Source organism: Micromonospora sp. NPDC048868, assembly GCF_043198195.1.
GTDB lineage: Bacteria > Actinomycetota > Actinomycetes > Mycobacteriales > Micromonosporaceae > Micromonospora > Micromonospora reichwaldensis.
The window spans coordinates 325,090-350,783 of the sequence record NZ_JBICUN010000006.1 but is presented as its reverse complement, the minus strand read 5'-3'; the positions used below and the strand labels follow the sequence as shown (position 1 = coordinate 350,783).

Below are 25,694 nucleotides of genomic sequence, written 5' to 3'. Positions count from 1 at the left end.
CCGGGCTTCATCGAAAGCGGCCTCCCGTGGCAGGCGACCGGCAGCGGCCGGCCGCGTGGAATCGTCCGGTGACGGCACCCGGATGCCGGAAGAGTACGGGCGGCCAGGCCCTCGAACCGAACACTTCGAATACTCAGAGGTAATCACGAGACTACTCAACTTCGGTGCGTGACGATGTGCACGCGGACGGATTCCGGTCGATATGCTGCCCCGATGAGTCGGTGGGGGTTCGTCGGCCGAACGGATGAGCTCAACCGTCTGCTGTCGGCGGTGACCGGCGCGGAGCGGCGGGGCATCTTCTTCAGCGGCAACGCGGGCATCGGCAAGAGCCGCCTGCTGCGCGAGGGGATGGCGGCCCTCCCCCGCGACGGGTACGCCGTCTGGACGATCGCGGCCAGCGCCACCACGGCCGCGCTCCCCTTCGGCGGTCTCGTCCAGGTGCTCCCGACGGAGCAGCCGCAGGGCCTGTCTCCCGCCGGCATCCTGCGCTGGGCGGTGGACGTGCTGCAGCAGCAGGCGGCCGGCCGCCGGATCGTGCTCGCGGTCGACGACGCGCACCTGCTCGACCCGCCGTCGGCGGCGCTGGTGCACCTGGTGGCCCGCTCCGACAACGCCACGGTCGTCGGCACGTCCCGCGACGGCGAGCAGCTCCCGCTGCCGATCCGCGCCCTGTGGACCGACGGCCTGGTCGACCACGTCGAGCTGAGGCCGCTGCCGCCGGCCGAGACCACGCGGCTGCTCTCCGCGATCCTGGAGGGGCCGGTCGACGCCACTTCCGCCGACCGGCTCGGCCGGCTCTCCGAGGGCAACCCGCTGCTGCTGCGCGAGCTGGTCTTCGCCGCCGACCGCGGGGAGCTGACCCGCACGTACGGGATCTGGAAGTGGACCGGCCGGCTGGAGCTGGCGCCCAACCTGACCGACCTGATCGACGTGCGGATCGGCCAGCTCACCCCCGGCGTACGCGGGGTGGTGGAGCTGGTCGCCTTCGGCGAACCGCTCGGCCTGCACCTGCTCAACCAGGCCGCCGACCCGGTGGACGTGGAGACCGCCGAGGAACGCGGGCTGATCGCCGTGGAACACGACGACCGGCGGGCCAACGTGCGGCTGGCCCACCCGCTCTACGGCGAGGTGATGCGCCGCCGCTGCCCCGTCAGCCGGACGCGACGGTTGCAGGCCCGCCTCGCCGAGCTGCTGGAGCTGGTCGGCAAGCGACGCCGCGACGACCTGCTCCGGGTGGCCGTGTGGCGGCTCGACTCGGGCACCGCGCAGGATCCGGCCCTGCTGCTCGACGCGGCCCGGCAGGCGTTCGCCCGCTACGACGTACCGCTGGCGACCCGGCTGGCCCGCGCGGCGCTCGACGCGGGCGGCGGCTTCGACGCGGCGGAGCTGCTGGCCACCATCCTGATGTTCGCCGACCGGCCGGACGAGGCGATCGGGGTGCTGGACGCGGTCGCCACCGACATCGAGGGCGACCGGCGGCTGAGCCGCTGGCTGACCGTGCGGGGCATGGTCAGCTACTGGGGGCTGAGCCGGGAGTCCACGGTGGAGGAGATCGCCGCCCGCCGGTCGACCCTCGCCGACTCCGCCGACCAGGCGCGGGTGCTCGCCTTCGAGGGCATCATGCGGCTGCACCGGCTGGACACCGGCATCGCGCTGCGGCTCGGGCAGACGGTGCTGGACCGGCCGGCCGCGAGCGTCGCCGCCCGGGAGCTGGCGCGCAGCACGATCGCCCACCTCCAGGCCGCGCAGGGGCAGCTGCACCGCAGCGCCACCGCGATCAACCGGGTGCAGGCCGAGGCGGGCCGGTGGCGGGCGGACATGCCGTACCTGCAACTGGCCCTGGAGCTGGCCCGGGGCACCCGGCTGGCGCTCGCGGGCGACCTGGCCGGCATCGACGCGATCGTGGCCGACGAGTTCGCCGACCTGGCCGGGGCCGGCGACTTCCGGCTCGGCACCGGCTACCTGGCCATCCTCCAGGCGTACGCGGCCCGGCTGCGCGGCCAGAGCGACACGGCGCTGCGGACCAGCCTCGGCGCCTGCGCGGTGCTCGCCACCAGCCGGGTCTACGCGGGACTGGCCCAGGCCGAGCGGGCCCAGGCGGCGGCGCTGCGGGGCGACGCCGCGCAGGCGGCCGAGGCGATGGCGGAGGCCGACCGCACCCACGCCCCGGGCATGATCGTGCTGTACCCGTGGCTGGAGCAGGCTCGGGGCGCGGTGCTCGCCGCCGGTGGCGACGTGTCCGGCGCCGTGAAGCACCTGAGCGGGCTGGCCGACCGGCTGCGCGCGGACGGCTTCGCCGGCCACGAGGTGCACGTACTGCACGACCTGGTCCGGCTGGGCCAGGCGAGCGCGCCGCTCGGCCCGACGTGCTCCGACGGCGGCCGGCGCACGGTCGCGCAGCGGCTCGCCGAGCTCTCCGAACGGGTCGACGGGCTGCTGCCCCCGCTGCTCGCCCGGCACGCCCGGGCCACCGCGGGCGGCTCCGCCGACGAGCTGCTGGCGGTCGCCGACGGCTTCGACGCGCTCGAGCTGACCGTCTACGCGGCGGAGGCCACCGCCACCGCCCTGGACCGGCTGCGCCGGCGGCGCTCCCCGGCGGCGGCCGCGGCCCGGGAACGCCTCGCCGCCCTGCTCGGCCGCTGCGACCTGGTCCGTACCCCGGCGTTGCAGGCCGGCTCCCCGGCGCTGAGCGAACGCGAGTGGCAGGTGGCCCGGCTCGCCGCCGACGGGGTGACCAGCCGGGTCATCGCCGAGCGGCTCTTCCTCTCCGCCCGCACCGTGGAGAACCACCTCCAGCGGATCTACGGCAAGCTCGGCGTCGCCGGCCGGGCCGAGCTGCGGGCCGCCCTGCGGACGATCCCGGGCCACGACGGCGGCGATGGCGGGTGAACCCTAGGCTGGGGCGGTGAGCACCCTTCGCCCCGCGCTGCTGACCGACCACTACGAGCTGACCATGGTCAGTGCCGCCCTCCGCGACGGCTCCGCCGACCGCCGCTGCGTCTTCGAGGTGTTCAGCCGCCGGCTGCCCGCCGGTCGTCGCTACGGGGTGGTGGCCGGCACGGGCCGGCTGATCGAGCTGATCCGCGACTTCCGCTTCGACGCCGACGAGGTCGACTTCCTGCGGCGTACCGGGGTGGTCGACGAGCAGGCCGCCGCCTGGCTGCGCGACTACCGCTTCACGGGCGACATCGAGGGCTACGCCGAGGGCGAGCTGTTCTTCCCCAGCTCGCCGATCCTCACCGTCTCCGGCGGCTTCGCCGAGTGCGTGGTGCTGGAGACGCTCATCCTCTCCGTGCTCAACCACGACAGCGCCGTTGCCGCCGCCGCCGCGCGGATGGTCACCGCGGCGCGCGGGCGGACCCTCATCGAGATGGGCTCCCGGCGGGCGCACGAGGAGGCGGCGGTGGCCGCGGCGCGGGCCGCGTACCTGGCCGGTTTCCGGTTCACCTCGAACCTCGCCGCCGGGCTGCGCTACGGCATCCCGACCGCCGGCACGGCCGCGCACGCGTTCACGCTGCTGCACTCCGACGAGCGGGCCGCGTTCGCCTCGCAGGTCGCCACGCTGGGCAAGGACACCACGCTGCTGGTCGACACGTACGACATCAGCCAGGGCATCCGCAACGCGATCGCGGTGGCCGGGCCCGACCTGCGGGCGGTGCGGATCGACTCGGGCGACCTGGCGGTGATCGCGCAGCAGTCCCGCGAGCTGCTCGACTCGCTGGGCGCCACCGAAACCAAGATCATCGTCTCCGGTGACCTCGACGAGCACGCCATCGCCTCGCTCGCCGCCGAACCGGTCGACATGTACGGCGCGGGCACCGCCGTGGTCACCGGCTCCGGCGCGCCCACCGCCGGGCTGGTCTACAAGCTCGTCGAGGTCGAGGGCCGCCCGGTGGTCAAGCGCTCCGAGCACAAGGCCACCATCGGCGGCCGGAAGGTGGCCGTACGCCGGCACAAGCCGACCGGCACCGCCACCGAGGAGATCGTCGTGCCGCAGGGCGTGCCGGATCCCCGGCCCAACGACCGGCTGCTCCAGCACTCGTTCCTGGCCGGCGGCGAGCCGGTCGACCGGCCGACCCTGGACGAGTCGCGGGAGCACCTGCGACAGTGCCTGATCTCCATCCCCTGGGAGGGCCTCAAGCTCTCCGCCGGCGACCCGGCCATCCCGGTCACTGTCGTCCCGGCCGACTGACGAAGGAGCAGCAGGTGAGCAACGCGCTGATCATCGTGGACGTGCAGAACGACTTCTGCGAGGGCGGCTCGCTGGCCGTGGGCGGCGGGGCCGGCGTGGCGGCCGGGATCACCCGGCTCCTCGCCGCCGAGCCGGACCGCTGGGACCACGTCGTCGCGACGAAGGACCACCACGTCGACCCGGGCGCCCACTTCGGCGACCCGCCGGACTTCGTGGAGTGCTGGCCGCGGCACTGCGTGGTGGGCACCCCGGGCGCGGAGTTCCACCCGGAGCTGGCCACCGACCGGATCGAGGCGATCTTCCACAAGGGCGAGTACGCGGCCGCGTACTCCGGCTTCGAGGGGCACGCCGAGGGCGGCGAGAGCCTGGCCGACTGGCTGCGCCAGCGTGGCGTGGACCGGGTCGACGTGGTGGGGATCGCCACCGACCACTGCGTACGGGCGACCGCCCTGGACGCCGCCCGGGAGGGCTTCGCCACCACCGTCCTGCTGGGCCTCACCGCCGCCGTCGCCCCGCCCACCACGGACGTCGCGCTGCGGGCGATGGAGGGCGCCGGGGTGACCCTGTGCGGGGAGCCTGTGATCAGGGCCGCATGAGGCCGTAATTCGTTGGCGGGTGTCGTACCTCCGGCCGAGGATGTCCGGCGGAGGTACGCACCGACATGAACCTGAAGCCTTACCGGGAGGCGCTCGCCCTGCCCGGTCTCCGGTCGTTGCTGCTGGTCTCGGTGCTCGCCCGCGTCCCGCTCACCGCCACCGGGGTGACCCTGACGTTCTACGTCGTGCTCGACCTCGGGCGCGGCTACGGAGCGGCCGGGCTCGTCGGCGCGGCGATCACCGTCGGAGCCGCGATCGGCGGCCCACTGCTCGGCCGCCTGGTCGACCGGCGCGGCCTGCGGCCGGTGCTCGTGCTGACCGGGATCGCCGAGGCCGTCTTCTGGTCCACCGCGCCGATGCTGCCGTACCCGGTGCTGCTGCCCGCCGCGTTCCTGGCCGGCTCGCTCGCCCTGCCGATCTTCTCGGTGATCCGGCAGTCCATCGCCGCGATGGTGCCGCCGGAGCGGCGCCGCCCCGCGTACGCGCTGGACTCGATGTCGGTGGAGCTGTCGTTCATGCTCGGCCCCGCGCTGGCCGTGGCGGCGGCCACCGCGATCTCCCCGCGCGTCACGCTCCACCTGGTGGGCGCCGGCATCGTCGCCGCCGGCGTCGCATTCTGGGTGCTGAACCCGCCCATCCGGGGCGGTGGCGAGCCGGCCGGGCCGCAGCCGCGGGTGCCCCGCCGGTCGTGGCTCACCCCGCGCCTGCTCGCCGTGCTGGCGGTCAGCGCCGCCGGCATGCTGGTGCTCGGCGGCACCGACGTGGCGGTGGTCGCCGTGCTGCGGGAGAACGGCGACGTCGGGTGGACGGGCGCCGTCCTCGCCGTCTGGGCGGTCGCGTCGCTGGTCGGCGGCTTCGCGTACGGGGCGGTCACCCGCTCCTTCCCGCCGCTGGTCCTGATGGCCGCGCTCAGCCTCTGCACCATCCCGGTCGGGCTGGGCGGGGCGCACTGGTGGCTGCTCTGCCTGGCGCTGATCCCCGCCGGGGCGCTCTGCGCGCCGACCATCGCGGCCACCTCGGACGCGGTCAGCCGGCTGGTCCCCGCCTCCGTACGCGGCGAGGCGATGGGCCTGCACGGCTCGGCGGTCACTATCGGCATGGCGGTGGGCGCGCCCCTCGCGGGCGCCGTCATCGACGCCTCCGCACCGGCCTGGGGCTTCGCGGTCACCGGGGCGGTCGGGGCGCTGGTGGCGCTGGCCGTGCTCCCGATCGAGCTGCGCCGCCGCCGCACCGCCGCCACCCTCGCCCCCACCCCCGAACTCGTCCCGACCCCCGCCGCCTGACCCGCCACCCCGGCCCGACGGTCCTGGCTGACGGCCCTGGCCCAGCGGCCCTGGCTCGACGGTCCTGGCCCGGCGGCTCGGTAGCCCGGTCCGGATCGTCAGCGCCGCCCCCGCCACGGGGCGTACCTCTCGCAACGCCGACGGGCGCCGCCCCGGGTGGGGTGGCGCCCGTCGTACGTGGTGCGGAGCGTCAGCGCCGGTCGGCGTCGCTCGCGGTGTCCTCGCGGTAGCTGGCACCGCCGTCGGACTCGCTGGTCAGCGGCTTGGCGCCGCCCTCCGGCGGGCCGGCCAGGCTCTGGCCGCCGGCCGCCAGCTCCGGGAACTTGAGGTCGAACGCCGGCCGCTCGGAGCGGATCCGCGGCATCCGGTCGAAGTTCCGCAGCGGGGGCGGGGAGCTGGTCGCCCACTCCAGCGAGTTGCCGTGACCCCACGGGTCGTCGACCTCGACCACCGGGCCGGCCTTGTACGACTTCCAGCAGTTCCAGATGAACGGCAGGGTCGAGATGCCGGTGATGAACGCGCCGATGGTGGAGACCATGTTCAGCGTGGTGAAGCCGTCGCCGGGCAGGTAGTCGGCGTACCGGCGGGGCATGCCCTCGTTGCCCAGCCAGTGCTGCACCAGGAACGTGGTGTGGAAGCCGATCATGGTCAGCCAGAAGTGCACCTTACCCAGCCGCTCGTCGAGCATCCGGCCGAACATCTTCGGGAACCAGAAGTAGATGCCGGCGAAGACGGCGAACACGATCGTGCCGAAGAGCACGTAGTGGAAGTGGGCCACCACGAAGTACGAGTCGTGCAGGTGGAAGTCGATCGGCGGGCTGGCCAGCAGCACGCCGGTGAGACCACCGAAGAGGAAGGTGACCAGGAAGCCGATCGAGAAGAGCATCGGCGTCTCGAAGCTGATCTGGCCGCGCCACATGGTGCCGATCCAGTTGAAGAACTTCATACCGGTCGGCACGGCGATCAGGTAGCTCAGGAAGCTGAAGAACGGCAGCAGCACCTGGCCGGTGGAGAACATGTGGTGCGCCCAGACGCTCATCGACAGGCCGGCGATGGCGATGGTCGCGGCGACCAGGCCCTTGTAGCCGAAGATCGGCTTACGGGAGAAGACCGGGATGATCTCCGAGATGATGCCGAAGAACGGCAGCGCGATGATGTACACCTCGGGGTGGCCGAAGAACCAGAAGAGGTGCTGGTAGAGCATCGGCCCGCCGGTCGCGGGGTCGTAGACGTGGGCGCCCAGGAGCCGGTCGGCGGCGAGCGCCATCAGCGCGGCGGCCAGCAGCGGGAAGACCAAAATCACCAGGAGACCGGTGACCAGGATGTTCCAGGTGAAGATCGGCATCCGGAACATCGTCATGCCGGGCGCGCGCAGGGTCAGGATCGTGGTGATCACGTTGACCGCGCCGAGGATCGAGCCCAGACCCGAGATGACCAGGCCGACGACCCACAGGTTCGCGCCCACGCCGGGCGAGTGCTCGACGGAGCTCAGCGGCGCGTAGGCGGTCCAGCCGAAGTCGGCCGCGCCACCCGGGGTGAGGAAGCCGACCATGGTCATCGTGCCGCCGAAGAGGAACAGCCAGTAGGCGAAGCTGTTCAGCCGGGGGAACGCCACGTCCGGTGCGCCGATCTGCAGCGGCACCACGTAGTTCGCGAAGGCGAACACGATCGGCGTCGCGAAGAACAGCAGCATGATCGTGCCGTGCATGGTGAACAGCTGGTTGTACTGCTCGGGCGACAGGAACTGCAGCCCGGGCCGGGCCAGCTCGGCCCGCATGATCAGGGCCATCAGGCCACCGATCATGAAGAACGCGAACGCGGTGACCATGTACATGATCCCGATCTGCTTCGCGTCCGTGGTACGCAGCAGCCGCGCGATGGCCGACCCCTTGACCGGCGCTCGGACCGGCCAGGGCCGGGTCACGACCGGCTTGGGTGCGACGGTGGTCACGAGTGGCCTCCGGTTCTGGGTTGTCCCGCTCGGCACGCGCTGGTTATCTGCGGGCCGTCATCCGCAAGGAGGATAGTCCCCGGCAGGTGGCTACGCCGCGTGGGGTGGTCGGGTAGCCTGCGCGCCCCCGGCGCACCGGGCCCTCGGCCGCCGGCCGCTACAGCGGGCCGAGCAGCAGCCGGTAGTGCTCGCCGAAGATCCGGTCGCCGCGCCCGCGCAGCAGCGGGTCGCGCAGCGCGGGCGGCACGTCCCGGGTCCGGTTGCGGTCCCGGGTCCGGTCCCGCACCCATCGCGTACGCGGGCGACGACGACTCTCGTACGCCGCCAGGGCCGCCTCGACGTCGCCTCCGGCCGCGCGGAGGGAGTCGGCGAGCACCACGGCGTCCTCCAGCGCCATCGCCGCGCCCTGGGACAGCGTCGGTGCGGTGGCGTGCGCGGCGTCCCCGACGAGCAGCACCCGTCCCCGGGACCAGCAGCCCAGTTCCACCTCCTCGGTGACCCCGACGTGCACCCGGTCCAGCGCCTCCAGCACGGCGGGCACCGGTCCGCCGTAGTCGCCGAAGAGCTCGCGCAGCCGGGCCGTCGGGTCGGCCGGCGCGACGGTGCCGGCCTCGTCGGCGTAGCAGTGCAGCCGCCCGGCGCCGATCGGCACGACCAGGAAGCCGGCGCGCTGGCCGAGCAGGGCGGTCCACTCGGTGACCGGGGGCCCGTCGCGCACCACGCTGCGGTAGACGACCTGGCCGGCGGGTCGGGGCGGACCGCCGAGCGCGGCCAGGGCCCGGATCGAGGAGCGCGGCCCGTCGGCGCCGACGACGAGGTCGTACTCGGCGGCGGTGCCGTCGACGAAGGTGACGCCGACGGAGTGCGGCAGCAGGTCGACGGCGCGCACCTCGGCGCCGTGCCGGACGGCGCCGCCCGCGCCGGTGAGCAGCACCCGGTGCAGTTCCGTCCGGGGCAGCGCCCGGCACTCGCCGACCCCGGACCAGAGCGCGTCGAGGTCCACCTCGCAGAGCGGCGCCCCGGCCGCGTCGAGGAACCGCTGCCGGTGGATGACGTGCCCGAGCGGGCGTACGGGTCCGTGGAGGTCGAGGCGGCACAGCGCCCGGGCCGCGTTGCCGGGTAGGTAGAGACCGGTCTCGGCGTTCTCGCCCGGGGGCAGCCTCTCGGTGACGTCGGGGCGGAAGCCCGCCATCCGCAGCGCCCGGGCCACGGCCAGACCGGCGATGCCCGCGCCGACGACGAGGATGCGCAGGGGAGAGCCACCCATGGTGGTGTACGCCTCCGGAGGGGTTCGGCACGCGTTGGAGGCAAGACACTACTCGGCGCAATCGGCACACACCAGAGTCAATCGTCCCAGGCGAAACACTCCTCGGCGCCCGCCGCGCCTGCTTCGGGGGACCACCTGCCCACCGAGCGACCCGGGCGTGACAAACCTCACTTACCTCTCCAATACCCCAGGCCCGTTGCGCTGCGGTTTCAGAGATGTAAATGTGTCGAAGGGTTGTGGGAGCGCTCCCGCGCCCACCGACCGACTCCGTCCGGCGTTCCGCGCCGAAGCCGAAGGAGCATCAATGAAACGTCCACTCCGGGCCCTCGCGGCAGCCGCGCTGCTCGCCGCCGGCTCGATCGTCGCCGTAGCACTCGGCGGCACCGCCAGCGCCGACACGCAGATCTGCGAGCAGTACGGCTCCACCACCATCCAGGGCCGCTACGTGGTGCAGAACAACCGCTGGGGCACCACCGCCCAGCAGTGCATCAACGTCACCGGCAGCGGCTTCGAGATCACCACCCAGAACGGCAGCAACCCGACCAACGGCGCGCCGACCGCGTACCCGTCGATCTTCCTCGGCTGCCACTACACCAACTGCTCCCCCGGCACCAACCTGCCGATCCAGGTCAGCCAGATCAGCAGCGCCACGAGCAGCATCGCCTACCGGTACGTCAGCAACGCCGTCTACAACGCCTCGTACGACATCTGGCTGGACCCCTCGCCGAAGCGGGACGGGGTGAACCAGATGGAGATCATGATCTGGCTCAACCGGCAGGGCCCGATCCAGCCCATCGGCTCCCCGGTCGGCACCGCCACCATCGACGGGCGGAGCTGGGAGGTGTGGCGCGGCAGCAACGGCTCCAACAACGTGATCTCGTACCTGGCCCCGTCGGCGATCAGCAGCGCGAACCTCAACCTGCTGGCGTTCATCAACGACACCCGCAACCGGGGTGCGATCACCAACTCCTGGTACCTGACCAGCATCCAGGCCGGCTTCGAGCCGTGGCAGGGCGGCGCCGGCCTCGCGGTGACCTCGTTCTCGGCGGCGGTCAACGGTGGCGGCAACCCGCCGCCCACGACCGCGCCGCCCACCACGCCCCCGCCGAGCACTCCCCCGCCGGGCGGTGCCGGGTGCGCGGTGAAGTACACGCCGAACTCCTGGAGCAACGGCTTCACCGCCGACGTGCAGATCACCAACACCGGGTCGAGCCCGATCAACGGCTGGACGCTGGCCTACAACCTGCCCGCCGGGCAGCAGATCACCAGCTCGTGGAACGCCACGGTCAGCCAGAGCGGCTCGGCGGTGACCGCGCGGAACATCAGCTGGAACGGTTCGCTCGCCCCGGGCGGCACGGCCAGCTTCGGCTACCAGGGCACGCTGAGCGGCGCGTACGCGTCCCCGACCAGCTTCACCCTCAACGGGACCGCCTGCTCGCGCTCCTGAACGCCGGACGCGACGTCCGCCGGGCCACCCCGGTGCCTGGCGGACGTCGCGTGTCTCAGGGCCGGCCGGGTCAGACCCGGGTGAGCCGGACGGCGTCGGCGATGACGAGGCCGGCGGCGGAGCTCCACCGGCTGACCGCGACCCGGTTGGCGTCCCCGGCCGGCAGCGTGAACGTGCCGAGGGAGCGCCACTGCCCGCCGGTCGCCGCCTGGTTGACGATGACCGTCCGGTTGCCGGTGGTGGTGGCCACGATGTACGGCGTCGCGGTGTTGTAGCCGGCGACCGCCGGCCACCACGCGTCGACCCGGTAGTTCGCGGTCGCCGGGACGTTGAACTTGTACCAGGCGGCGTCGCTGGCGGCGACGGGCTGGGCGAAGCGGTAGTCGGTCCCGTAGCGCTGGGCCGAGTACGCCGAGGTGCCCCAGCTGGCGCTGGCGGTGAAGCGGCCGGCGGTGGAGTTGTCCACCACGGAGCTCCAGGCGGGGACGCCGCCCGACATCTTCGCGGCGACGTCGGCGCGCATCGTGTTCAGGTCGATGAAGGACGGGTCGATCTTGCCCGTGGTGCTCGTCTCGCGGTGGCCCCGGGCGTAGCTGGCGTCCCTGCCCAGCCGCTTGAGCACGGCGGCCGTCGCGGCGATCGACGCGTTGTACTGCGCCGCCGTCATCTCCTGGTTGACGCCGTTGTAGTCGATCTCCCACCCGATCATCAGGGTGTTGCCGTCGCCGGCGGGGATCGGCCCGCTGCCCCGGCTGACGCCCGCGTGGTTGCAGCGGCCGGCGGAGATGACGTGGAAGACGCCGTGGTAGTCGACGAGGGCCTGGCAGAGCGGGCCGGGCAGGTCGGAGCGGCCGTTGATGCAGATGTTGAGCGCCGGGTGCGGGTTGGTGGCGCTGGAGGTGGCGGCGGTGTGGTGCCAGAGCACGCCGATCGGGTTGAAGTCGCCCGGGCGCATCCGGTTCAGCCAGTCGCCGTGGGTCACGACCTGGACGCCCGCCCCCCGCAGGACGTCCACCAGCCAGGGAATGGTGGCCATCAGGACTCCCCGAGCAGGTCGGCGAGGCACTCGGCCTTCGGCGCGGCGAGCGGAGCGGCGCTCGCCGTGGCGGGCTTGGCGGCTACGGCCACCGCGGTGGCCACCAGGGCCGACATGCCCAGCACCCCGCGTCGGGGGAGGCGGGCGGGTCGTGACGCGTTCATGGCGCTCCTTCAGACAAGGGCGGAGGGGTTCCGACTCATCGATGAACTGGTGACGCGCACGGTATATCGTCACGAGCATCTATGTCGATACCCTTCATCGCCCCTATTCAGGCTGAAGGAATTTGGCAACTCCGGTCCGGGTCCGGCACCCGGAACGGGCCACCGTCGCAGGTGGCCGGAAGGGGTTCGTCAGGGGTTGCCGAGGGCGTCGATGTCGCGCATCTCCTCGGCGGTCAGCGAGAAGTGGAAGATGTCGGCGTTGACGCGGATCCGCTCCGGGGTCACCGACTTGGGGATGACCACGATCTCGTGGTCGACGTGCCAGCGGAGCACCACCTGGGCCGGGGAGACGTCGTGCGCGGCGGCGATGCGGGTCAGCACCGGATGGGCGAGGTCGCTGGTCTTGAACGGGCTGTAACCCTCCAGCACCACTCCCCGGTCCCGGTGCTCCTTGTGCCGCTGCCGGTCGTACAACGAGGGGCTCCACCGGATCTGGTTGACCGCCGGGTTCTCCTCGGTCGCCTGGATCAGCTCGTCGAGCTGGCCGGTGCCGTAGTTGCTCACCCCCACCGCGCGCGCGAGCCCCTCGTCCCGGGCGGCGAGCAGCTCCCGCCAGACGGGGATGTTGTCCGCCGGATTCTCCGGCGGCCAGTGGATCAGCCACAGGTCGACGTGGTCGGTGCCGAGCGCGGTCAGGCTCGCCTCGAGCGTCTCCCGCTCCCGTCCGACCCGGTCCGGCGGCAGCTTGGTGGTGACGAAGACGTCCTCGCGGCGCAGCCCGCTCTCCTGGACCGCCCGGCCGACCTCCTCCTCGTTGCCGTACATCGTGGCGGTGTCGACGTGGCGGTAGCCGGCGTCGAGCGCGGCGAGCACCGCGTCGTACCCGGCCTGGCCGGTGGCCTGCCAGGTGCCGAAGCCGAGCAGGGGCATCCGCACCTCGCCCGGGAGCGCAACGGTGGGCTGGTCCTCGTGGTCCATGCCGCGGTCTACCCGTGATGACCCACGACATGCCCGGGCGACCGGACACCCGGGCGGCCGGCGGGCCGGCGCGGATTGCCGGAGAATGCGGATGTGGCTGACCCGCTGGAGGAGTACCGGCGCAGACGGGACGCGGCGCGCACCCCGGAGCCGGTGCCGAAGCGCCCCCCGGGGAGGAAACGGCCCGCCGACGGCACGGCCCGGTTCGTCATCCAGCAGCACCACGCCCGCAGCCTGCACTGGGACCTGCGCCTGGAGCACGAGGGGGTGCTGGCCTCCTGGGCGGTGCCGCGCGGGCTGCCCCGCGACACCGGCCGCAACCACCTCGCCGTGCACACCGAGGACCACCCGATGGAATACCTCGACTTCCACGGCGAGATCCCGGCCGGCGAGTACGGCGGCGGACGGATGACCGTCCACGACCGGGGCACCTACCACTGCGAGAAGTGGCGCGCCGACGAGGTGATCGTCGTGCTGGACGGCGAGCGCACCTCCGGGCGGTACGTCCTCTTCGCCACCGGCGGCAGGAGCAGGCGGGACTGGATGGTCCGGCGCACCGACCCGCCGCCGGAGGGCTGGACGAGCATGCCGGAGCTGGTCCGCCCGATGCACCCCACCCGGGCGGCGAAGCTGCCGGCGGACGAGCCGGAGTGGGGCTACGAGCTGCGCTGGGACGGGGTGCGCGCGGTCGCGTACGTCTCTGGTGGGCGGCTGCGGCTGCTCGCGGAGGACGACGAGGACGTCTCCGGGACGTACCCCTGGCTGCGGGAGCTGGCCGAGGAGCTGGCGCCCACGGAGGCCGTGCTGGACGGCGTCCTGGTGCGCATCGACCGGGCCGGCCGGGTGCGGCCGGCGCGCGGCGGACGCCGGACCCCCGACGCCCAGTACCTGATCTTCGATCTGCTCTGGATGGAGGGCGTGACCAGCCTCGACCTGCCGTACGCGCAGCGCCGGGAGCTGCTCGACGGCCTGGCGCTCGCCGGCCCGCACTGGCAGACTCCGCCGTGGTTCCCCGGTGCCGGCCGGGAGGCGCTGCGGACCGGCCGGGAGCAGGGGCTGCCCGGGGTGGTGGCGAAGCGCCTGGACTCGGTCTACGAGCCGGGCGGGCGCAGCCGGCGCTGGCTGAGCATCGACGCGAGCCGAGACACGAGCTGAGACGGCGAGGAGCATCGTGTACCTGACGCACCTGGAGTGCCCGCGCTGCGGGCGGGAGCACGACGCCGCCAAGCTGACAAACCTCTGCGACTGCGGATCCCCGCTGCTGGCCCGCTACGACCTGGCGGCGGTGGCGAAGGTGCTCACCCCGGAACGGTTCCCCCTGCGCCCGGCCGACCTGTGGCGCTACCGCGAGCTGCTGCCGGTGGCCGACCCCCGGCACGAGACCACGCTGGGCGAGGGCTGGACGCCGCTGCTGCGCACCCCGACCTACGGCGCGGAGATCGGCATCGCGGACCTGCTGGTCAAGGACGAGGGGCTGACCCCCACCGGCTCGTTCAAGGCGCGCGGCGCGGCGGTGGGCGTCAGCCGGGCCCGCGAGCTGGGCGTCACGCGCATCGCCATGCCCACCAACGGCAACGCGGGCGCGGCCTGGGCCACCTACGCCGCGCGGGCCGGGCTGGGCGCGACAATCGTCATGCCGCTGGACGCGCCGGCCATCTGCCGGCGCGAGTGCGTGGCCGCCGGGGCCGACCTACGCCTGGTCGACGGGCTGATCGGCGACGCCGGGCGGCACGTCGCGGGGCTGGTCGCCGGCTCCGGCGGCGCGATCTTCGACGCCGGCACGCTGCGGGAGCCGTACCGGCTCGAGGGCAAGAAGACGATGGGGTACGAGATCGTCGAGCAGCTCGGCTGGCAGGTGCCGGACGTGATCATCTATCCGACCGGCGGCGGGGTCGGCCTGATCGGCATCCACAAGGCGCTGCACGAGCTGCGCGAGCTGGGCTGGATCGAGGACAAGCTGCCCCGCCTGGTCGCGGTGCAGTCGACGGGCTGTGCGCCGATCGTCCGCGCCTTCGCCGCCGGTGAGCAGCGGGCGCGCCCCTGGGCCGACGCGCACACCGTGGCGTTCGGCATCACCGTGCCGGCCCCGCTCGGCGACGAGCTGATCCTCGACGCGCTGCGCGCCAGCGCCGGCACCGCGATCGCCGTGGACGACGCCGAGATCCTGGCCGACCTGCGGGACTTCGCCGCCCGCGAAGGGCTGCTGCTCTGCCCTGAGGGGGCCGCCTGCCTGACCGCCGCCCGGCACCTGCGCGCCGGCGGCTGGATCCGGGCCGGCGAACGCGTGGTGGTGCTCAACACCGGGGCCGGCGTGAAGTACCCGGAGACGGTGGACGTCACCGACGTGCCGGTGCTCCCCGCCTGACGTGTCAGGAAGGGACCCCTTCCGGTGGGGGCCCTTCCTGAGCCCGCGGTCAGTCCGTGGTGGGGTCGGTCAGCCGCCAGGCGGCGCTGACCAGGCCGATGTGCGACAACGCCTGCGGGGTGTTGCCGACCTGCGCGCCGGTACGCGGGTCGATCTGCTCGCTGAACAGGCCGATGTCGTTGGCGTGCCCGAGCAGCCGCTCGAAGAGCGCCTCGGCCCGGCCCTGCTCACCGGCCAGGACCAGGCACTCCACCAGCCAGAACGAGCAGGGCAGGAAGCCCGCCGGGTCGGTGTCCCAGCGGCGGACGAGTCCGTCCCCGGCGCCCAGCCCGCGCTCGACGGCCTCGATGGTCGCGCGCATCCGCGGGTCGGTCGCCGGCAGGAAGCCCACCAGCGGCAGCAGCAGCACGGAGGCGTCCAGCTCCGGCGAGCCGAACGCGCCGCCGTACGCGCCGGTCCGCTCGTGCCAGCCGTCGCGCAGCACGGCGGTGCGGATCTCGTCGCGGATCCGCGCCCACCGCCGGGCGTCGGCCCGGTCGCCGAGCCGGGGCGCGAGCCGCACCGCCCGGTCCAGCGCCACCCAGCAGAGCACCTTCGACGTGAGGTAGTGCCGTTCGGTGTCCCGGGTCTCCCAGATGCCCCGGTCGGGCAGGTGCCAGGTGGCGGCGACCTGCTCGGCCAGGCCGAGCACCATCTCGCGCAGTTCCGTGTCGAACGACTCCCCGAGGTGGTCGCGCAGCTGCCAGACCGCCGAGAGCACCTCGCCCGGCACGTCGAGCTGGCGCTGCCGCCAGGCGTCGTTGCCGACCCGCACCGGCAGGCTGCCGCCGTAGCCGCGCAGGTGGGCGCACTCGTGCTCGGAGACGTCGCGCTCCCCCTCCAGGCCGAAGAGCACGGGCACGGGGTCGGTGCCGACCCGGCCGATCGAGCGGGCCGCCCAGGCGAAGAGCCGGGACGCCTCGGACGGGCAGGCGGCCACCCAGAGGGCGCGCAGCGTCATGGCGAAGTCGCGCAGCCACGAGTACCGGTAGTCGTAGTTGCGGTCGCCGCCGATCCGCTCCGGCAGCGACGTGGTCAGGGCCGCGGCCACCGCGCCACTGCGGGCGTACGTGAGGCCGGTGAGCACGGTCGCGCTGTGCCGGACCTGCTCCCGGTAGCGGCCGTCGTAGTGGTGCGACTCGCGGTAGGCCTGCCAGGCCTGCACCGTCTCGGCGAGCGCGGCCACCGGCTCCAGCCGGGCCGGCACCGTCCCGTACGCCTGCCCGTACGCCACGTCGAAGCCGACCACCTGCCCGGCGGAGACCTCGAACTCCTGCCGGACCCGGTCCCGGTCGACGTGCGGCGGCACCCCGCCGGTGTGCAGGGCCAGCACCGCCGGGCCGGCCGCGGCCAGCACCCCGCCGTCGGGCTGCCCGTGCAGGTACGGGGTGAGCAGGCCGTACTCCGGGCGGGGGCGGAAGTCGAGCGACATCCGCACCCGCCCGGCCAGTCCCTCCACGACCCGTAGCAGCACCGCCGGGGAGTTCATCCCCAGTTGGTGGCCACGGGCACCGAACTCGGCGGCGAGCGCGTCGGTGACCGCGACGCTCCCCTCCGGCGTGTGGTGCACGGTGCGCAGCACCAGCGTGTCGGCCACGTACGCCCGCTCCACCCGGTGCCCGGGAAGCCCGGCGGCGGTGGGCGCCAGCCGGAAGTGCCCGGCCTCCGGGTCGAGCACACGACCGAAGACCGACGGGGAGTCGAACCGGTCCGGGCACCACCAGTCGATCGAGCCGTCCCGACCGACCAGGGCGCCCGAACGGCAGTCGGAGAGGAACCCGTAGTCGGAGATCGCCAGTTGGTCCACCCGCTGCGGGTACCCCGTTGCGGCCGCCTCAGGCGGCACCGACGGTCAGGAGGTGGGCGGCTCGTCCTCGCCGGCGGCCTCGGCCGCGTCGGCCTCCTCCTTGGTCCGGTGCACCGCCTGGTCGGCGTGCTCGGGCGGACCGTAGACCGTGTAGAGCACCAGCGGGTTGGGGCCGGTGTTGACGAAGTTGTGCTTCGTGCCGGCCGGCACCACCACCAGGTCGCCCTGCACGACCTCGCGCTTCTCCCCCGCCACCTGCGCCTCGCCCGTACCGCTGACGAAGGTCAGGATCTGGTCGATGTCCTCGTGGACCTCCTCGCCGATCTCGCCACCCGGCGGAATCGTCATGATCACCAGCTGGGTGTGCGCACCGGTCCACAGCACCCGCCGGAAGTCCGGGCTCTTCTCGGCGACGGTCGCGATAGTGAAATGCTCCATGCCCACGCACATACCCGCTGCGGCCCGACGCCACGCCGGGACTCGCAGATGGTGGAATTCGCCACTCCTCGGGGGTTTCGATCCCTGATGGACGGGGATCGAGGGAGTAGCCGGCGCACGATGGCCGGTCGAGCCAGGTCCCCGCCGGCGTACCGCCGTACGGCTGCGGTGGTGGGAGACGGCCAGAGCGCGGCGACGTTCCGATCCACTGGATCCGAACGGCGCCGCGCGCTCGTGTCCGGCTCAGTCGTCGTCCTCGACCGACACCGGCTCCAGCCCCACGCAGCGCAGCTTCAGCTCGAACTCCCCGGACGGGCCGGCGAAGGCGACCTCCACGTCGTCGTCCGGCCCCGGCTCCGCGTCCGAGACCCGGTAGCCCGGCGCGGGCGTCCAGGAGACCAGCCGTACCCCGCCCGGCCCGCACTCGACCACCGCGCTGCCACCCGTCGTGGCGAAGGCCCGACGTGCTCCCGCCGGGGTCGAGCCCGGCGCTCCCGGCGACGGCGGTCCGCCGGTCCCGCCCGCCGTCGGGGACGACGGGCCGCCGGCCCCGGGGACGGTGGGCCTGGGCGAGGCCAGGGCACGCTCGATCTCCTCCTGGCTGAGCACCCCGCCCGGGGTACCGGCGATGCTCTCCCCCACCCACCGGATCGCGGCCACCCCGATCAGGGTGGCGAGGGCGGCGGTGGCCAGCCACCCGGCGACGGCGAGGAACGAACGGCGGCGCATTCCCCGAGTCTGACCGATCCGAGGTTGGGACGAGCACCGGACGAGGCTAAGGGAGGGTTAACGTCCGGGCCGGCCCGCCGCGTGGCGGCTAGCCTGCCACCTGTGGCCCGCCTGCTGCTCATCGAGGACGACCTGACGATCCGTACGCCGCTGCTGCGGGCACTGCGCGAGCGGGGGCACGCGGTGGCCGCCGCCTCGACGGCGATGACCGGCCTGCGCGACGCGCTGGACGACCGGCCCGACCTGGTGGTGCTCGACCTGGGACTGCCCGATCTGGACGGCCGCGAGCTGCTGCGGATGCTCCGCGCGGTCAGCGCCGTACCGGTGATCGTCGCCACCGCCCGCGACGACGAGACCGAGATCGTCGGGGTGCTCGACGCCGGGGCGGACGACTACGTGGTGAAGCCGTTCACGGCCGCGCAGCTCGACGCGCGGATCCGGGCGGTCCTCCGGCGCGGGAGCGGGTCCGCCCCGGAGGAGGACCCGGCGCTGGTGGTGGGCGGGCTGCGGGTCGACCCGCGGTCGCGGCAGGTCACCCTGGACGGCGCGCCCGTCGAGCTGACCCCGCGCGAGTTCGACCTGCTGCACCACCTCGCGGGCCGGCCCGGCCAGGTGGTCACCAAGCGGGAGCTGCTCGCCGAGGTGTGGCGGGTCCCGTACGGCGGCGCCGACAAGACCGTGGACGTGCACCTGTCCTGGCTGCGGCGCAAGCTCGGGGAGAGCGCGCAGGCGCCCCGCTACCTGCACACCGTCCGGGGCGTCGGGGTCCGGCTCGAAGCGCCGGGGAGCGCCGGATGAGGGCCCGGCTGGCGCTGCTGGTCGCCGCGGTCAGCGTGCTCACCCTGGTCGCCTTCCTGGTGCCGCTGGCGCTGCTGGTGCGTACGGTCGCGGCGGACCGGGCCACCGTGCGGGCCACGGCCGACGCGCAGAGCCTCGTCACCGTCGTCGGCACCGCCGACACCGCGACGATCCGGCTGACCGTCGACCAGCTGGCCACTGAGTCCGCGCGGCCGGTCACGGTGTTCCTGCCCGACGGCACAGTGCTCGGCGCCCCGGCCCCCCGTACGGCCGCCGTGGCGCTGGCGGAACGGGGGCAGAGCCTCACCGCCGAGTCCGGGCGGGGGCGGGAGGTGGTGATCGCCGTGCAGGGGCGCCCGGACGGCACCGGCGTGATCCGTACGGTGGTCCCGCCCGCCGAGCTGACCGCCGGGGTGACCCGGTCCTGGCTGGTCCTGGCCCTGCTCGGCGTGCTGCTGGTGCTGATCGGGCTGGCCGTCGCCGACCGGCTGGCGCGCACCCTGGTCCGGCCGATCGGTGAACTCTCGGCGGTGTCGCACCGGCTGGCGAACGCGGAGCTGGCCGCGCGCGTCACGCCCGCCGGGCCGCGCGAGCTGCGCGAGGTCGCCGGCGCCCTCAACCACCTCGCCGGCCGGATCCAGGTGCTGCTGGTGCAGGAGCGGGAGGAGGTCGCGGACCTCTCGCACCGCCTGCGTACCCCGCTGACGGCGCTCCGCCTGGAGGCCGAGGCGCTGCGCGATCCGGAGGACGCCGCCCGGGTGACCGCGGCCGTGGACGGCCTGGAGCGGGCGGTCACGGGCCTGATCCGACAGGCCCGGTGGCGGGTGCCGACGGCCGGGGCGGCCAGCGCCGACGCGGCGGCCGTGGTGGCCGAGCGGGTGGCGTTCTGGTCGGTGCTGGCCGAGGACACCGGGCGGGCCGTGACGCTCGACCTGGCGCCGGGACCGCTGCCGGTGGGTGTGCCCGCCGACGAGCTGGCGGCGGCGGTGGACGCCCTGCTCGGCAACGTCTTCGCACACACCCCGGACGGCACCGCGTTCGCCGTCCGGCTGACGGCGGAGGAGTCGGGCCGGGCGGCGCTGGTCGTGGCGGACGAGGGTCCGGGGATGCCGCCCGGCACGATCGGCCGGGGCGCGAGCACCGCCGGCTCGACCGGCCTGGGCCTGGACATCGCCGGCCGCGCCGCCCAGTCCAGCGGTGGCCGCCTCACCCTGCACACCGCGCCCTCCGGGGGCGCCGAGGTACGCCTCGAACTGGGCCCGCCCCCGTCCTGACCCTCCTCCGGTCGCGCCCGGACAGGCTTAACCCGGCCTTAGCGTTCGGGCAGCGTGGCGCTATCCGGGCGGGCGCGATCCTGGGAACCAGCAACCGAGGAAGGGTGAACGAGATGAAGCGCAAGTCCCTGATGCTGGCGTCGCTCGGAGGCGCGGCCGTGCTCGTCGTGACCGGCGCGACCTTCGGCGTCGCGGCGGCCGACAACGGCGCGGCCCGGGCGACCACCCTGGCCGCCGCCACCACCGCCCCGACGACCCCGGCCACGCCGGGCACCCCGAGCGGCACCGGGAGCAGCGCCCCGGCGACGAGCGGCGCGCCGACCACCAGCGGCACCCCGGCGGCGCCCGGCTCCCCGTCGGGCAGTGGTGCGCCGGCCACCGGCGACGACGCGGTGAGCGAGCAGCGGGCCGGCGAGATCGCACTGGCCCGGGCGGGCGGCGGCAAGATCGTCGAGGTCGAGCGCGAGGACGAGGACGGCCGGGCCGTGTGGAGCGTCGAGATCGTGGCCGGGCAGACCGAGCACGAGATCGACGTCGACCGGGGCGACGGCACGGTGGTCAAGGCCGAGCAGGAGCCGGTCGACGACGACGATGACGACGACGATGACCGCGACGATGACGATGACGACGACGACTCGGACGACGACGACTCGGATGACGACGGCGACGACGACTGACCCGTCGCCGGTAGCGCCGCCGTCCCGCACTGCGGGGCGGCGGCGTCGTCGCGGGCTGCGCGGCGGTGATCTGTGCCGCCGGCTCGACGCGTGGGCGCGGTGGGCGGGCCCGGCCCAGGAAGCGACGACGGTGACCCGGCGCCCTCCGGCGGGTTGTCGTCGCCGCCGGATGCCGCCCGCCCCGGCGGGCGGGACGGGCCGGTCGGCCCTGTGACCGACACCGATGTCTGGCTACATTGGGGTATGGTGCCCGCCCACGAGGGCCGGGCGGCGGAACCGGTCTACCGCCCCATCCTCGCCAACCGGCGGGGTGAGCTGGAGGCGCTCGGTCATCTCGACGACGTCGTCGCCCCCCTGCTCGCCCCGGTCCTCCAGGTGTCCGTCCTCGACCAGTTCACGATTGACGTGCTCCGTCGGCTGCCCGACGGGCTGCTCACGGCCGTCGACGTCACCGGCCTGCCCGACGCCCCGGAGGCCGAACTGGTCCGCTGGGGCGTACCGCTGGTGCCGGTGATCGGGCTCGCGGACAGTGACCGGCGCCTGGTGGCGCACGGTGCCGCGGCCCGGGCCCACGCCCAGCGGGCGGTCGTCCGGCTGCGGGTCGGGCACGATCGCGCCGGCCCGGACGCGGCCACGGCGGCGGCGGAGCGGATCTGGCGGCTCACCGGCCTGGTGCCCGAGCAGTGCGACCTGCTCCTCGACGCGGGCGACGTGTGCTGCCGGGCCGACGTACGGGTGGCCGAACCCCGGGTCCGCCGGTTGTCGGAGTGGGCCCGCCGGCACGCCTGGTGCTCCGTGAGCGTGGCGGCGGGCGGGATGCCCCCGGCGGTGTCCGCCCTGCCCACCGACGAACCGGTGCGCGTCGACCGTTGGGACTGGCAGCTCTGGCAGCGGCTGGCCGACCTCGGCGTCGGGTACGGCGACTACGGCGTCGGCTCCGCGGTGCCCGGTGCCGACCAGGCGGGAGACCGGCTGCCCACCGTCCGCTACACCACCGACGGCGCCTGGTGGGTGTACCGCTGGTCGCGGCGGGGCGGACGCGGCGACGACCGGTTCGCGGACCTGTGCCGCACCGTGGTCTCGGCGCCGCACTGGCCGGCCACGGGCGCGGCCTTCTCCTGGGGCGACCACGAGATCCTGCGGCGGGCCCGCCGGGGCGCCGGCGCCGGGTCCGCCAGCAACTGGGCGGCGTGGAGCACCTCGCACCACCTGGCGCACGTGCTGGCCGCGCTGCCGCAGCGGGGGCGGGCGTCCCGGCCGTGGCGGTCCGGTCAGGCGCCGCCGGAGCGGGGCCGTCCCGCCCGGCCGCACCGCAACGGGGAGACCCGCCGGGCCGGCTGAGCGCCTCCCCGCCGGGCACCGATGGGGAGGCGGCGCCCGGCCGTCACTGCTTCTCGGTGAACCCGAACTGCACGATGCCCTCGTCGTCGACGCTCGCGTCCACCGACGCGTCGCCGAGCAGCTCGGCGGCGTCGGAGTCCAGGAAGATGCGGGCGCCCTGGTTGTCGACCACGTGGTCGCCCTCGGTCGGTTCGGCGACCAGTTCGACGGTGAGCGAACCCGCGTCGGTGTCGGCGGCGATCCGCACTCCGCCGTCCTCGGCGACGTCCTGCTGGTTGGCGAGGTCTCGGATGACCAGCACGGCGTTGTCGGTCATGGTGAGCATGGCGGAACTCCTCGTGGATTCTCGGATTCGCGGTGCGGGACCGGGGATCGGCCCGCGGGCGAGCACACGTGGGAGGCGATGGAAGGGCGACACGCACATCGCCGTCGCGCTTCGGGGCAGCTCAGGGCCCCTCCACGGCCTACGGTGCCCCCTGCCGGGGCATCCGTCAAATAGAGCGGGGTCAGTCCGCGGCGCGGGCCGGGGCGAACCGGGCCCGGATCTCGCGTGCCGCCGCGCGGCCCGCCCGGTTGGCGCCGATCGTGCTCGCGGAGGGGCCGTACCCGATCAGGTGAATCCGCTCGTCGGCGACCACCCGGGTGCCGTCCATCGTGATACCGCCGCCCGGCGCGCGCAGGCGCAGCGGCGCGAGATGGTCCAGCGCGGCCCGGAAACCGGTGCACCACAGGATCACGTCGGCGGGCACGAACCGCCCGTCGTCCCAGGCCACCCCGTCCGGCGTGATCCGGTCGAAGACGGGTAACCGGTCGAGCACGCCGCGCTCGCGCAGCCGGCGCAGTTCCGGCGTGAGCGGCAGCCCGGTCACCCCGACCACGCTGTCCGGCGGGCGGCCCGCGCGTACCGCCGCGTCGACCAGGGCCACCGCCGCGCGCCCGCGTTCGGGGGTGAACTCCTCGTCGCGGAAGTCGGGCGGGCGCCGGGTCACCCAGGTGGTGCCGGCGGCCACGGTGGAGACCTCGGCGAGCAACTGGACGGCCGACGTTCCGCCGCCCACCACCACGACCCGCCGGCCGGCGAACTCCGCCGGTCCCCGGTAGTCGGCCGTGTGCACCTGCCGGCCCCGGAAGGTCGACCGGCCGGGGTAGTGCGGCCAGAACGGTCGGGTCCAGGTGCCGGTGGCGTTGACCAGGGCACGGGTGGTCCAGGAGCCGTGGTCGGTGTGCACGGCGAGCCGGCCGTCGGCCCGGTCGCGCACCTCCCGGACCCGCACGGGCCGCCGCACCGGCAGGTCGAACTCGCGCTCGTACGCGGCGAAGTAGGCGCTGACCACCTCGGCCGCCGGCCGGTCGGGCCCGGCCACCGGGAAGGGCAGGCCGGGCAGGTCGTGGAAGCCGTGCACCCGGTCGAGCCGCAGCGTGGGCCAGCGGTGCCGCCACGCCCCGCCCGGCCCGTCGCCCCCGTCGAGGATCACGAAGCCGTCCCCGGGGGCGAACCCGGCGCGGACCAGGTGGTGGCCGGCGGAGAGGCCGGCCTGCCCGGCCCCGGTCACCAGCACGTCGACGGAGCGCTCGTCCATGCCGGTTACAACACGGGCGGGCCCGCCCGGCTGCCCGCCGGGAGCGTCTCGCCGGTCACAGCCGCCGGGCCCACGGAAAATTTCTTTCCATCGACGCCCTTTTCTGGCAGATACCTGCATGGCAGCATCACCCCATGCATCGTCGTCTCTTCCCCCGGACGCTCGCGCTGGCGGCACTCGTCGCCGCCGCGGCCACGGCGGGCGCGCCCACCGCCACCGCCGAGTCCCCGACCCCCGCGGCGACCCGGCTGAACGCCACCATCGACGCGATCCTCGCCGACAGCCGGCTGACCGGGGCGCAGGCCTCGGTGGTGGTCAAGGACGCGACCACCGGAGAGACGGTCTACCACCGCAACGGCGACCGCCGCCTGGTACCCGCCTCCAACACCAAGCTGCTGACCTCGGCGGCGGCGCTGGAACTGCTCGGGCCGGGCCACCACTTCAGCACCGAGGTGCGGACCAGCGGCGCCCGCCGGGCGGGCCTGGTCTCCGGCAACCTCTACCTGCGCGGCGGCGGCGACCCGACCATGCTCGCCGCCGACTACGACGCGCTGGCCGCGCGGGTCGCCGCCGCGGGCGTCCGGGTGGTCACCGGCAACCTGGTGGCCGACGACACCCGCTACGACAGCACCCGCCTCGGCCCCGACTGGACCTGGGACGACGAGCCGTACTACTACGCCGCTCAGGTCTCCGCCCTGACCGTGGCACCGGACACCGACTACGACGCGGGCACCGTCATCGTCCACGCCGCCCCGGGCGCGACCGCCGGCGCGCGTCCGGTCGTCACCACCACCCCGGCCACCCGGTACCTGAAGATCGACAACCGGGCCGAGACGGTCGCGGGCGGGGAGACGTCTGTCTCCTTCGAGCGCGCGCACGGCAGCAACACGGTCGTGGTGACCGGGCAGATCGCGCTCGGTGCCGCGCCGGCGAACGACTGGGTCAGCGTCTGGGAGCCCACCGGCTACGCCGCGGACGTCTTCCGGTCGGCGCTGCGTCGGCACGGCGTACGGGTGCTCGGCCGGACGGTGCTCGGCCAGGCCACCCCGGAGGGCGCGGCCGAGGTGGCGCGGCACCGCTCGATGCCCCTGGCCCAACTGATGGTGCCGTTCCTCAAGCTGTCCAACAACGGGCACGCCGAGGTGCTGACCAAGGAGATCGGCCGGGTGCTCTCCGGCTCCGGCACCTGGTCGGCCGGGCTGACCGCGATCAGCGAGTACGTCGCCGACGCCGGGATGGACACCGGCACGCTACGCCAGCGCGACGGCTCCGGGCTCTCCCGGCGCAACCTGATCCCCGCCGACGAGTTCGTGGACCTGCTCACCGCCGTACGCGACGAGCCCTGGTTCGACACCTGGTACGCGGCCCTGCCGGTCGCCGGCGAGGCGGACCGGTTCGTCGGCGGCACGCTGCGCAGCCGGATGCGGGGCACGGCGGCGGCGGGCAACGTGCACGCCAAGACCGGCAGCCTGACCGGCGTCTCCGGCCTCTCCGGCTACGTCACCGACGCCGACGGGCGGGTGCTGGCGTTCTCGATCCTGCTCAACAACTACCTGGCCTCCTCCGTCAAGACGCTCGAAGACCAGATCGCGATCGCCCTGGCCTCGTACACGGGCAGGGGCGTGACCGGCGCGCGGGTCGCGGCCCCGACGGCGCCCGACACCCCCCGGGTCCCGGAGGGCCTGGAGTGCGCCTGGGTCAAGCCGAACGCCTGCTGACCGGCCGGCGGGGC

Annotated in this window: 22 protein-coding genes; 12 read left to right on the top strand and 10 right to left on the bottom strand. The window is 74.3% G+C overall.

The features are described from left to right. Nucleotides 1–213 precede the first annotated feature (213 nt). The 4 genes from ACGFNF_RS12880 to ACGFNF_RS12865 all read left to right on the top strand — a co-directional run bounded on the left by ACGFNF_RS12880 (nucleotide 214) and on the right by ACGFNF_RS12865 (nucleotide 6,071). Nucleotides 214–2,889: a LuxR C-terminal-related transcriptional regulator gene (locus ACGFNF_RS12880; RefSeq protein WP_393167718.1), complete on the top strand. Its 2,676-nt coding sequence runs from the start codon at nucleotides 214–216 to the stop codon at nucleotides 2,887–2,889. Nucleotides 2,890–2,905: 16 nt separating this feature from the next. Continuing rightward, nucleotides 2,906–4,192: a nicotinate phosphoribosyltransferase gene (locus tag ACGFNF_RS12875; protein WP_311412452.1), complete on the top strand. Its 1,287-nt coding sequence runs from the start codon at nucleotides 2,906–2,908 to the stop codon at nucleotides 4,190–4,192. A gap of 14 nt (nucleotides 4,193–4,206) precedes the next feature. Further along, on the top strand, nucleotides 4,207–4,788 hold the full coding sequence (locus tag ACGFNF_RS12870) for an isochorismatase family protein (protein ID WP_393167716.1): 582 nt from the start codon (nucleotides 4,207–4,209) through the stop codon (nucleotides 4,786–4,788). Nucleotides 4,789–4,853: 65 nt separating this feature from the next. After that, entirely contained in the window at nucleotides 4,854–6,071 is a 1,218-nt protein-coding gene (locus ACGFNF_RS12865) for an MFS transporter (RefSeq protein ID WP_393167714.1), read from the top strand. A gap of 190 nt (nucleotides 6,072–6,261) precedes the next feature. On the opposite strand, the gene ctaD is transcribed toward ACGFNF_RS12865, so the two are convergent. After that, nucleotides 6,262–8,022 carry a cytochrome c oxidase subunit I gene (gene ctaD, locus ACGFNF_RS12860; protein ID WP_132233840.1) on the bottom strand — a complete coding sequence of 587 codons (1,761 nt, stop codon included), beginning with the start codon at nucleotides 8,020–8,022 and terminating at the stop codon, nucleotides 6,262–6,264. Between the two features lie 157 nt (nucleotides 8,023–8,179). Then, the gene (locus ACGFNF_RS12855) at nucleotides 8,180–9,289 is read right to left on the bottom strand and encodes an FAD-dependent monooxygenase (RefSeq protein ID WP_393167712.1); all 1,110 of its coding nucleotides are present in this window, start codon (nucleotides 9,287–9,289) and stop codon (nucleotides 8,180–8,182) included. A gap of 304 nt (nucleotides 9,290–9,593) precedes the next feature. Between ACGFNF_RS12855 and ACGFNF_RS12850 the strand changes: the two genes are divergently transcribed. Beyond that, a complete protein-coding gene (locus tag ACGFNF_RS12850) occupies nucleotides 9,594–10,736 on the top strand; it encodes a cellulose binding domain-containing protein (RefSeq protein ID WP_393167710.1) in 1,143 nt (380 codons plus the stop codon). A 70-nt stretch (nucleotides 10,737–10,806) separates the two neighbouring features. Here the strand turns inward: ACGFNF_RS12850 and ACGFNF_RS12845 are convergent, their stop codons facing one another. The 3 genes from ACGFNF_RS12845 to ACGFNF_RS12835 form a co-directional block, all read right to left on the bottom strand. Further along, complete coding sequence (locus ACGFNF_RS12845; protein ID WP_393167708.1) at nucleotides 10,807–11,772, bottom strand: N-acetylmuramoyl-L-alanine amidase; 966 nt, start codon at nucleotides 11,770–11,772, stop codon at nucleotides 10,807–10,809. Further along, the gene (locus tag ACGFNF_RS12840) at nucleotides 11,772–11,936 is read right to left on the bottom strand and encodes a hypothetical protein (protein WP_165947736.1); all 165 of its coding nucleotides are present in this window, start codon (nucleotides 11,934–11,936) and stop codon (nucleotides 11,772–11,774) included. The genes ACGFNF_RS12845 and ACGFNF_RS12840 overlap by 1 nt, the downstream gene beginning before the upstream one ends. Before the next feature lie 189 nt (nucleotides 11,937–12,125). Next, nucleotides 12,126–12,914 (bottom strand): aldo/keto reductase, encoded by a 789-nt coding sequence (locus ACGFNF_RS12835; protein WP_393167705.1) that lies wholly within the window; start codon nucleotides 12,912–12,914, stop codon nucleotides 12,126–12,128. A gap of 93 nt (nucleotides 12,915–13,007) precedes the next feature. On the opposite strand from ACGFNF_RS12835, the gene ACGFNF_RS12830 reads away from it, so the two are divergent. Further along, entirely contained in the window at nucleotides 13,008–14,069 is a 1,062-nt protein-coding gene (locus ACGFNF_RS12830) for a DNA polymerase ligase N-terminal domain-containing protein (protein ID WP_393167703.1), read from the top strand. 16 nt (nucleotides 14,070–14,085) lie between these two features. After that, complete coding sequence (locus ACGFNF_RS12825; protein ID WP_151453609.1) at nucleotides 14,086–15,279, top strand: threonine synthase; 1,194 nt, start codon at nucleotides 14,086–14,088, stop codon at nucleotides 15,277–15,279. 49 nt (nucleotides 15,280–15,328) lie between these two features. On the opposite strand, the gene ACGFNF_RS12820 is transcribed toward ACGFNF_RS12825, so the two are convergent. The 3 genes from ACGFNF_RS12820 to ACGFNF_RS12810 form a co-directional block, all read right to left on the bottom strand. Next, a complete protein-coding gene (locus ACGFNF_RS12820; RefSeq protein WP_393167701.1) occupies nucleotides 15,329–17,125 on the bottom strand; it encodes a glycoside hydrolase family 15 protein in 1,797 nt (598 codons plus the stop codon). 45 nt (nucleotides 17,126–17,170) lie between these two features. After that, entirely contained in the window at nucleotides 17,171–17,563 is a 393-nt protein-coding gene (locus ACGFNF_RS12815; protein WP_357579717.1) for a cupin domain-containing protein, read from the bottom strand. Nucleotides 17,564–17,806: 243 nt separating this feature from the next. Further along, complete coding sequence (locus ACGFNF_RS12810; RefSeq protein WP_357579716.1) at nucleotides 17,807–18,292, bottom strand: septum formation initiator; 486 nt, start codon at nucleotides 18,290–18,292, stop codon at nucleotides 17,807–17,809. Between the two features lie 102 nt (nucleotides 18,293–18,394). Here ACGFNF_RS12810 and ACGFNF_RS12805 point away from each other — a divergent pair, with 102 nt between their 5' ends. The 4 genes from ACGFNF_RS12805 to ACGFNF_RS12790 all read left to right on the top strand — a co-directional run bounded on the left by ACGFNF_RS12805 (nucleotide 18,395) and on the right by ACGFNF_RS12790 (nucleotide 22,382). Next, on the top strand, nucleotides 18,395–19,090 hold the full coding sequence (locus ACGFNF_RS12805; RefSeq protein ID WP_151453606.1) for a response regulator transcription factor: 696 nt from the start codon (nucleotides 18,395–18,397) through the stop codon (nucleotides 19,088–19,090). Next, a complete protein-coding gene (locus ACGFNF_RS12800) occupies nucleotides 19,087–20,364 on the top strand; it encodes an ATP-binding protein (protein WP_393167698.1) in 1,278 nt (425 codons plus the stop codon). The genes ACGFNF_RS12805 and ACGFNF_RS12800 overlap by 4 nt, the downstream gene beginning before the upstream one ends. A gap of 113 nt (nucleotides 20,365–20,477) precedes the next feature. After that, nucleotides 20,478–21,041 (top strand): PepSY domain-containing protein, encoded by a 564-nt coding sequence (locus ACGFNF_RS12795; RefSeq protein ID WP_393167696.1) that lies wholly within the window; start codon nucleotides 20,478–20,480, stop codon nucleotides 21,039–21,041. Nucleotides 21,042–21,284: 243 nt separating this feature from the next. Then, nucleotides 21,285–22,382: a hypothetical protein gene (locus tag ACGFNF_RS12790; protein WP_393167694.1), complete on the top strand. Its 1,098-nt coding sequence runs from the start codon at nucleotides 21,285–21,287 to the stop codon at nucleotides 22,380–22,382. A 43-nt stretch (nucleotides 22,383–22,425) separates the two neighbouring features. On the opposite strand, the gene ACGFNF_RS12785 is transcribed toward ACGFNF_RS12790, so the two are convergent. Both ACGFNF_RS12785 and ACGFNF_RS12780 read right to left on the bottom strand, forming a co-directional pair. Continuing rightward, nucleotides 22,426–22,707, bottom strand: coding sequence for an adhesin (locus tag ACGFNF_RS12785; RefSeq protein WP_357579712.1), 282 nt, complete (start codon nucleotides 22,705–22,707; stop codon nucleotides 22,426–22,428). 181 nt (nucleotides 22,708–22,888) lie between these two features. Then, the gene (locus ACGFNF_RS12780) at nucleotides 22,889–23,962 is read right to left on the bottom strand and encodes an NAD(P)-binding domain-containing protein (RefSeq protein WP_393167692.1); all 1,074 of its coding nucleotides are present in this window, start codon (nucleotides 23,960–23,962) and stop codon (nucleotides 22,889–22,891) included. Nucleotides 23,963–24,096: 134 nt separating this feature from the next. Between ACGFNF_RS12780 and dacB the strand changes: the two genes are divergently transcribed. Continuing rightward, nucleotides 24,097–25,680: a D-alanyl-D-alanine carboxypeptidase/D-alanyl-D-alanine-endopeptidase gene (gene dacB, locus ACGFNF_RS12775; RefSeq protein ID WP_393167690.1), complete on the top strand. Its 1,584-nt coding sequence runs from the start codon at nucleotides 24,097–24,099 to the stop codon at nucleotides 25,678–25,680. Nucleotides 25,681–25,694: the final 14 nt, after the last annotated feature.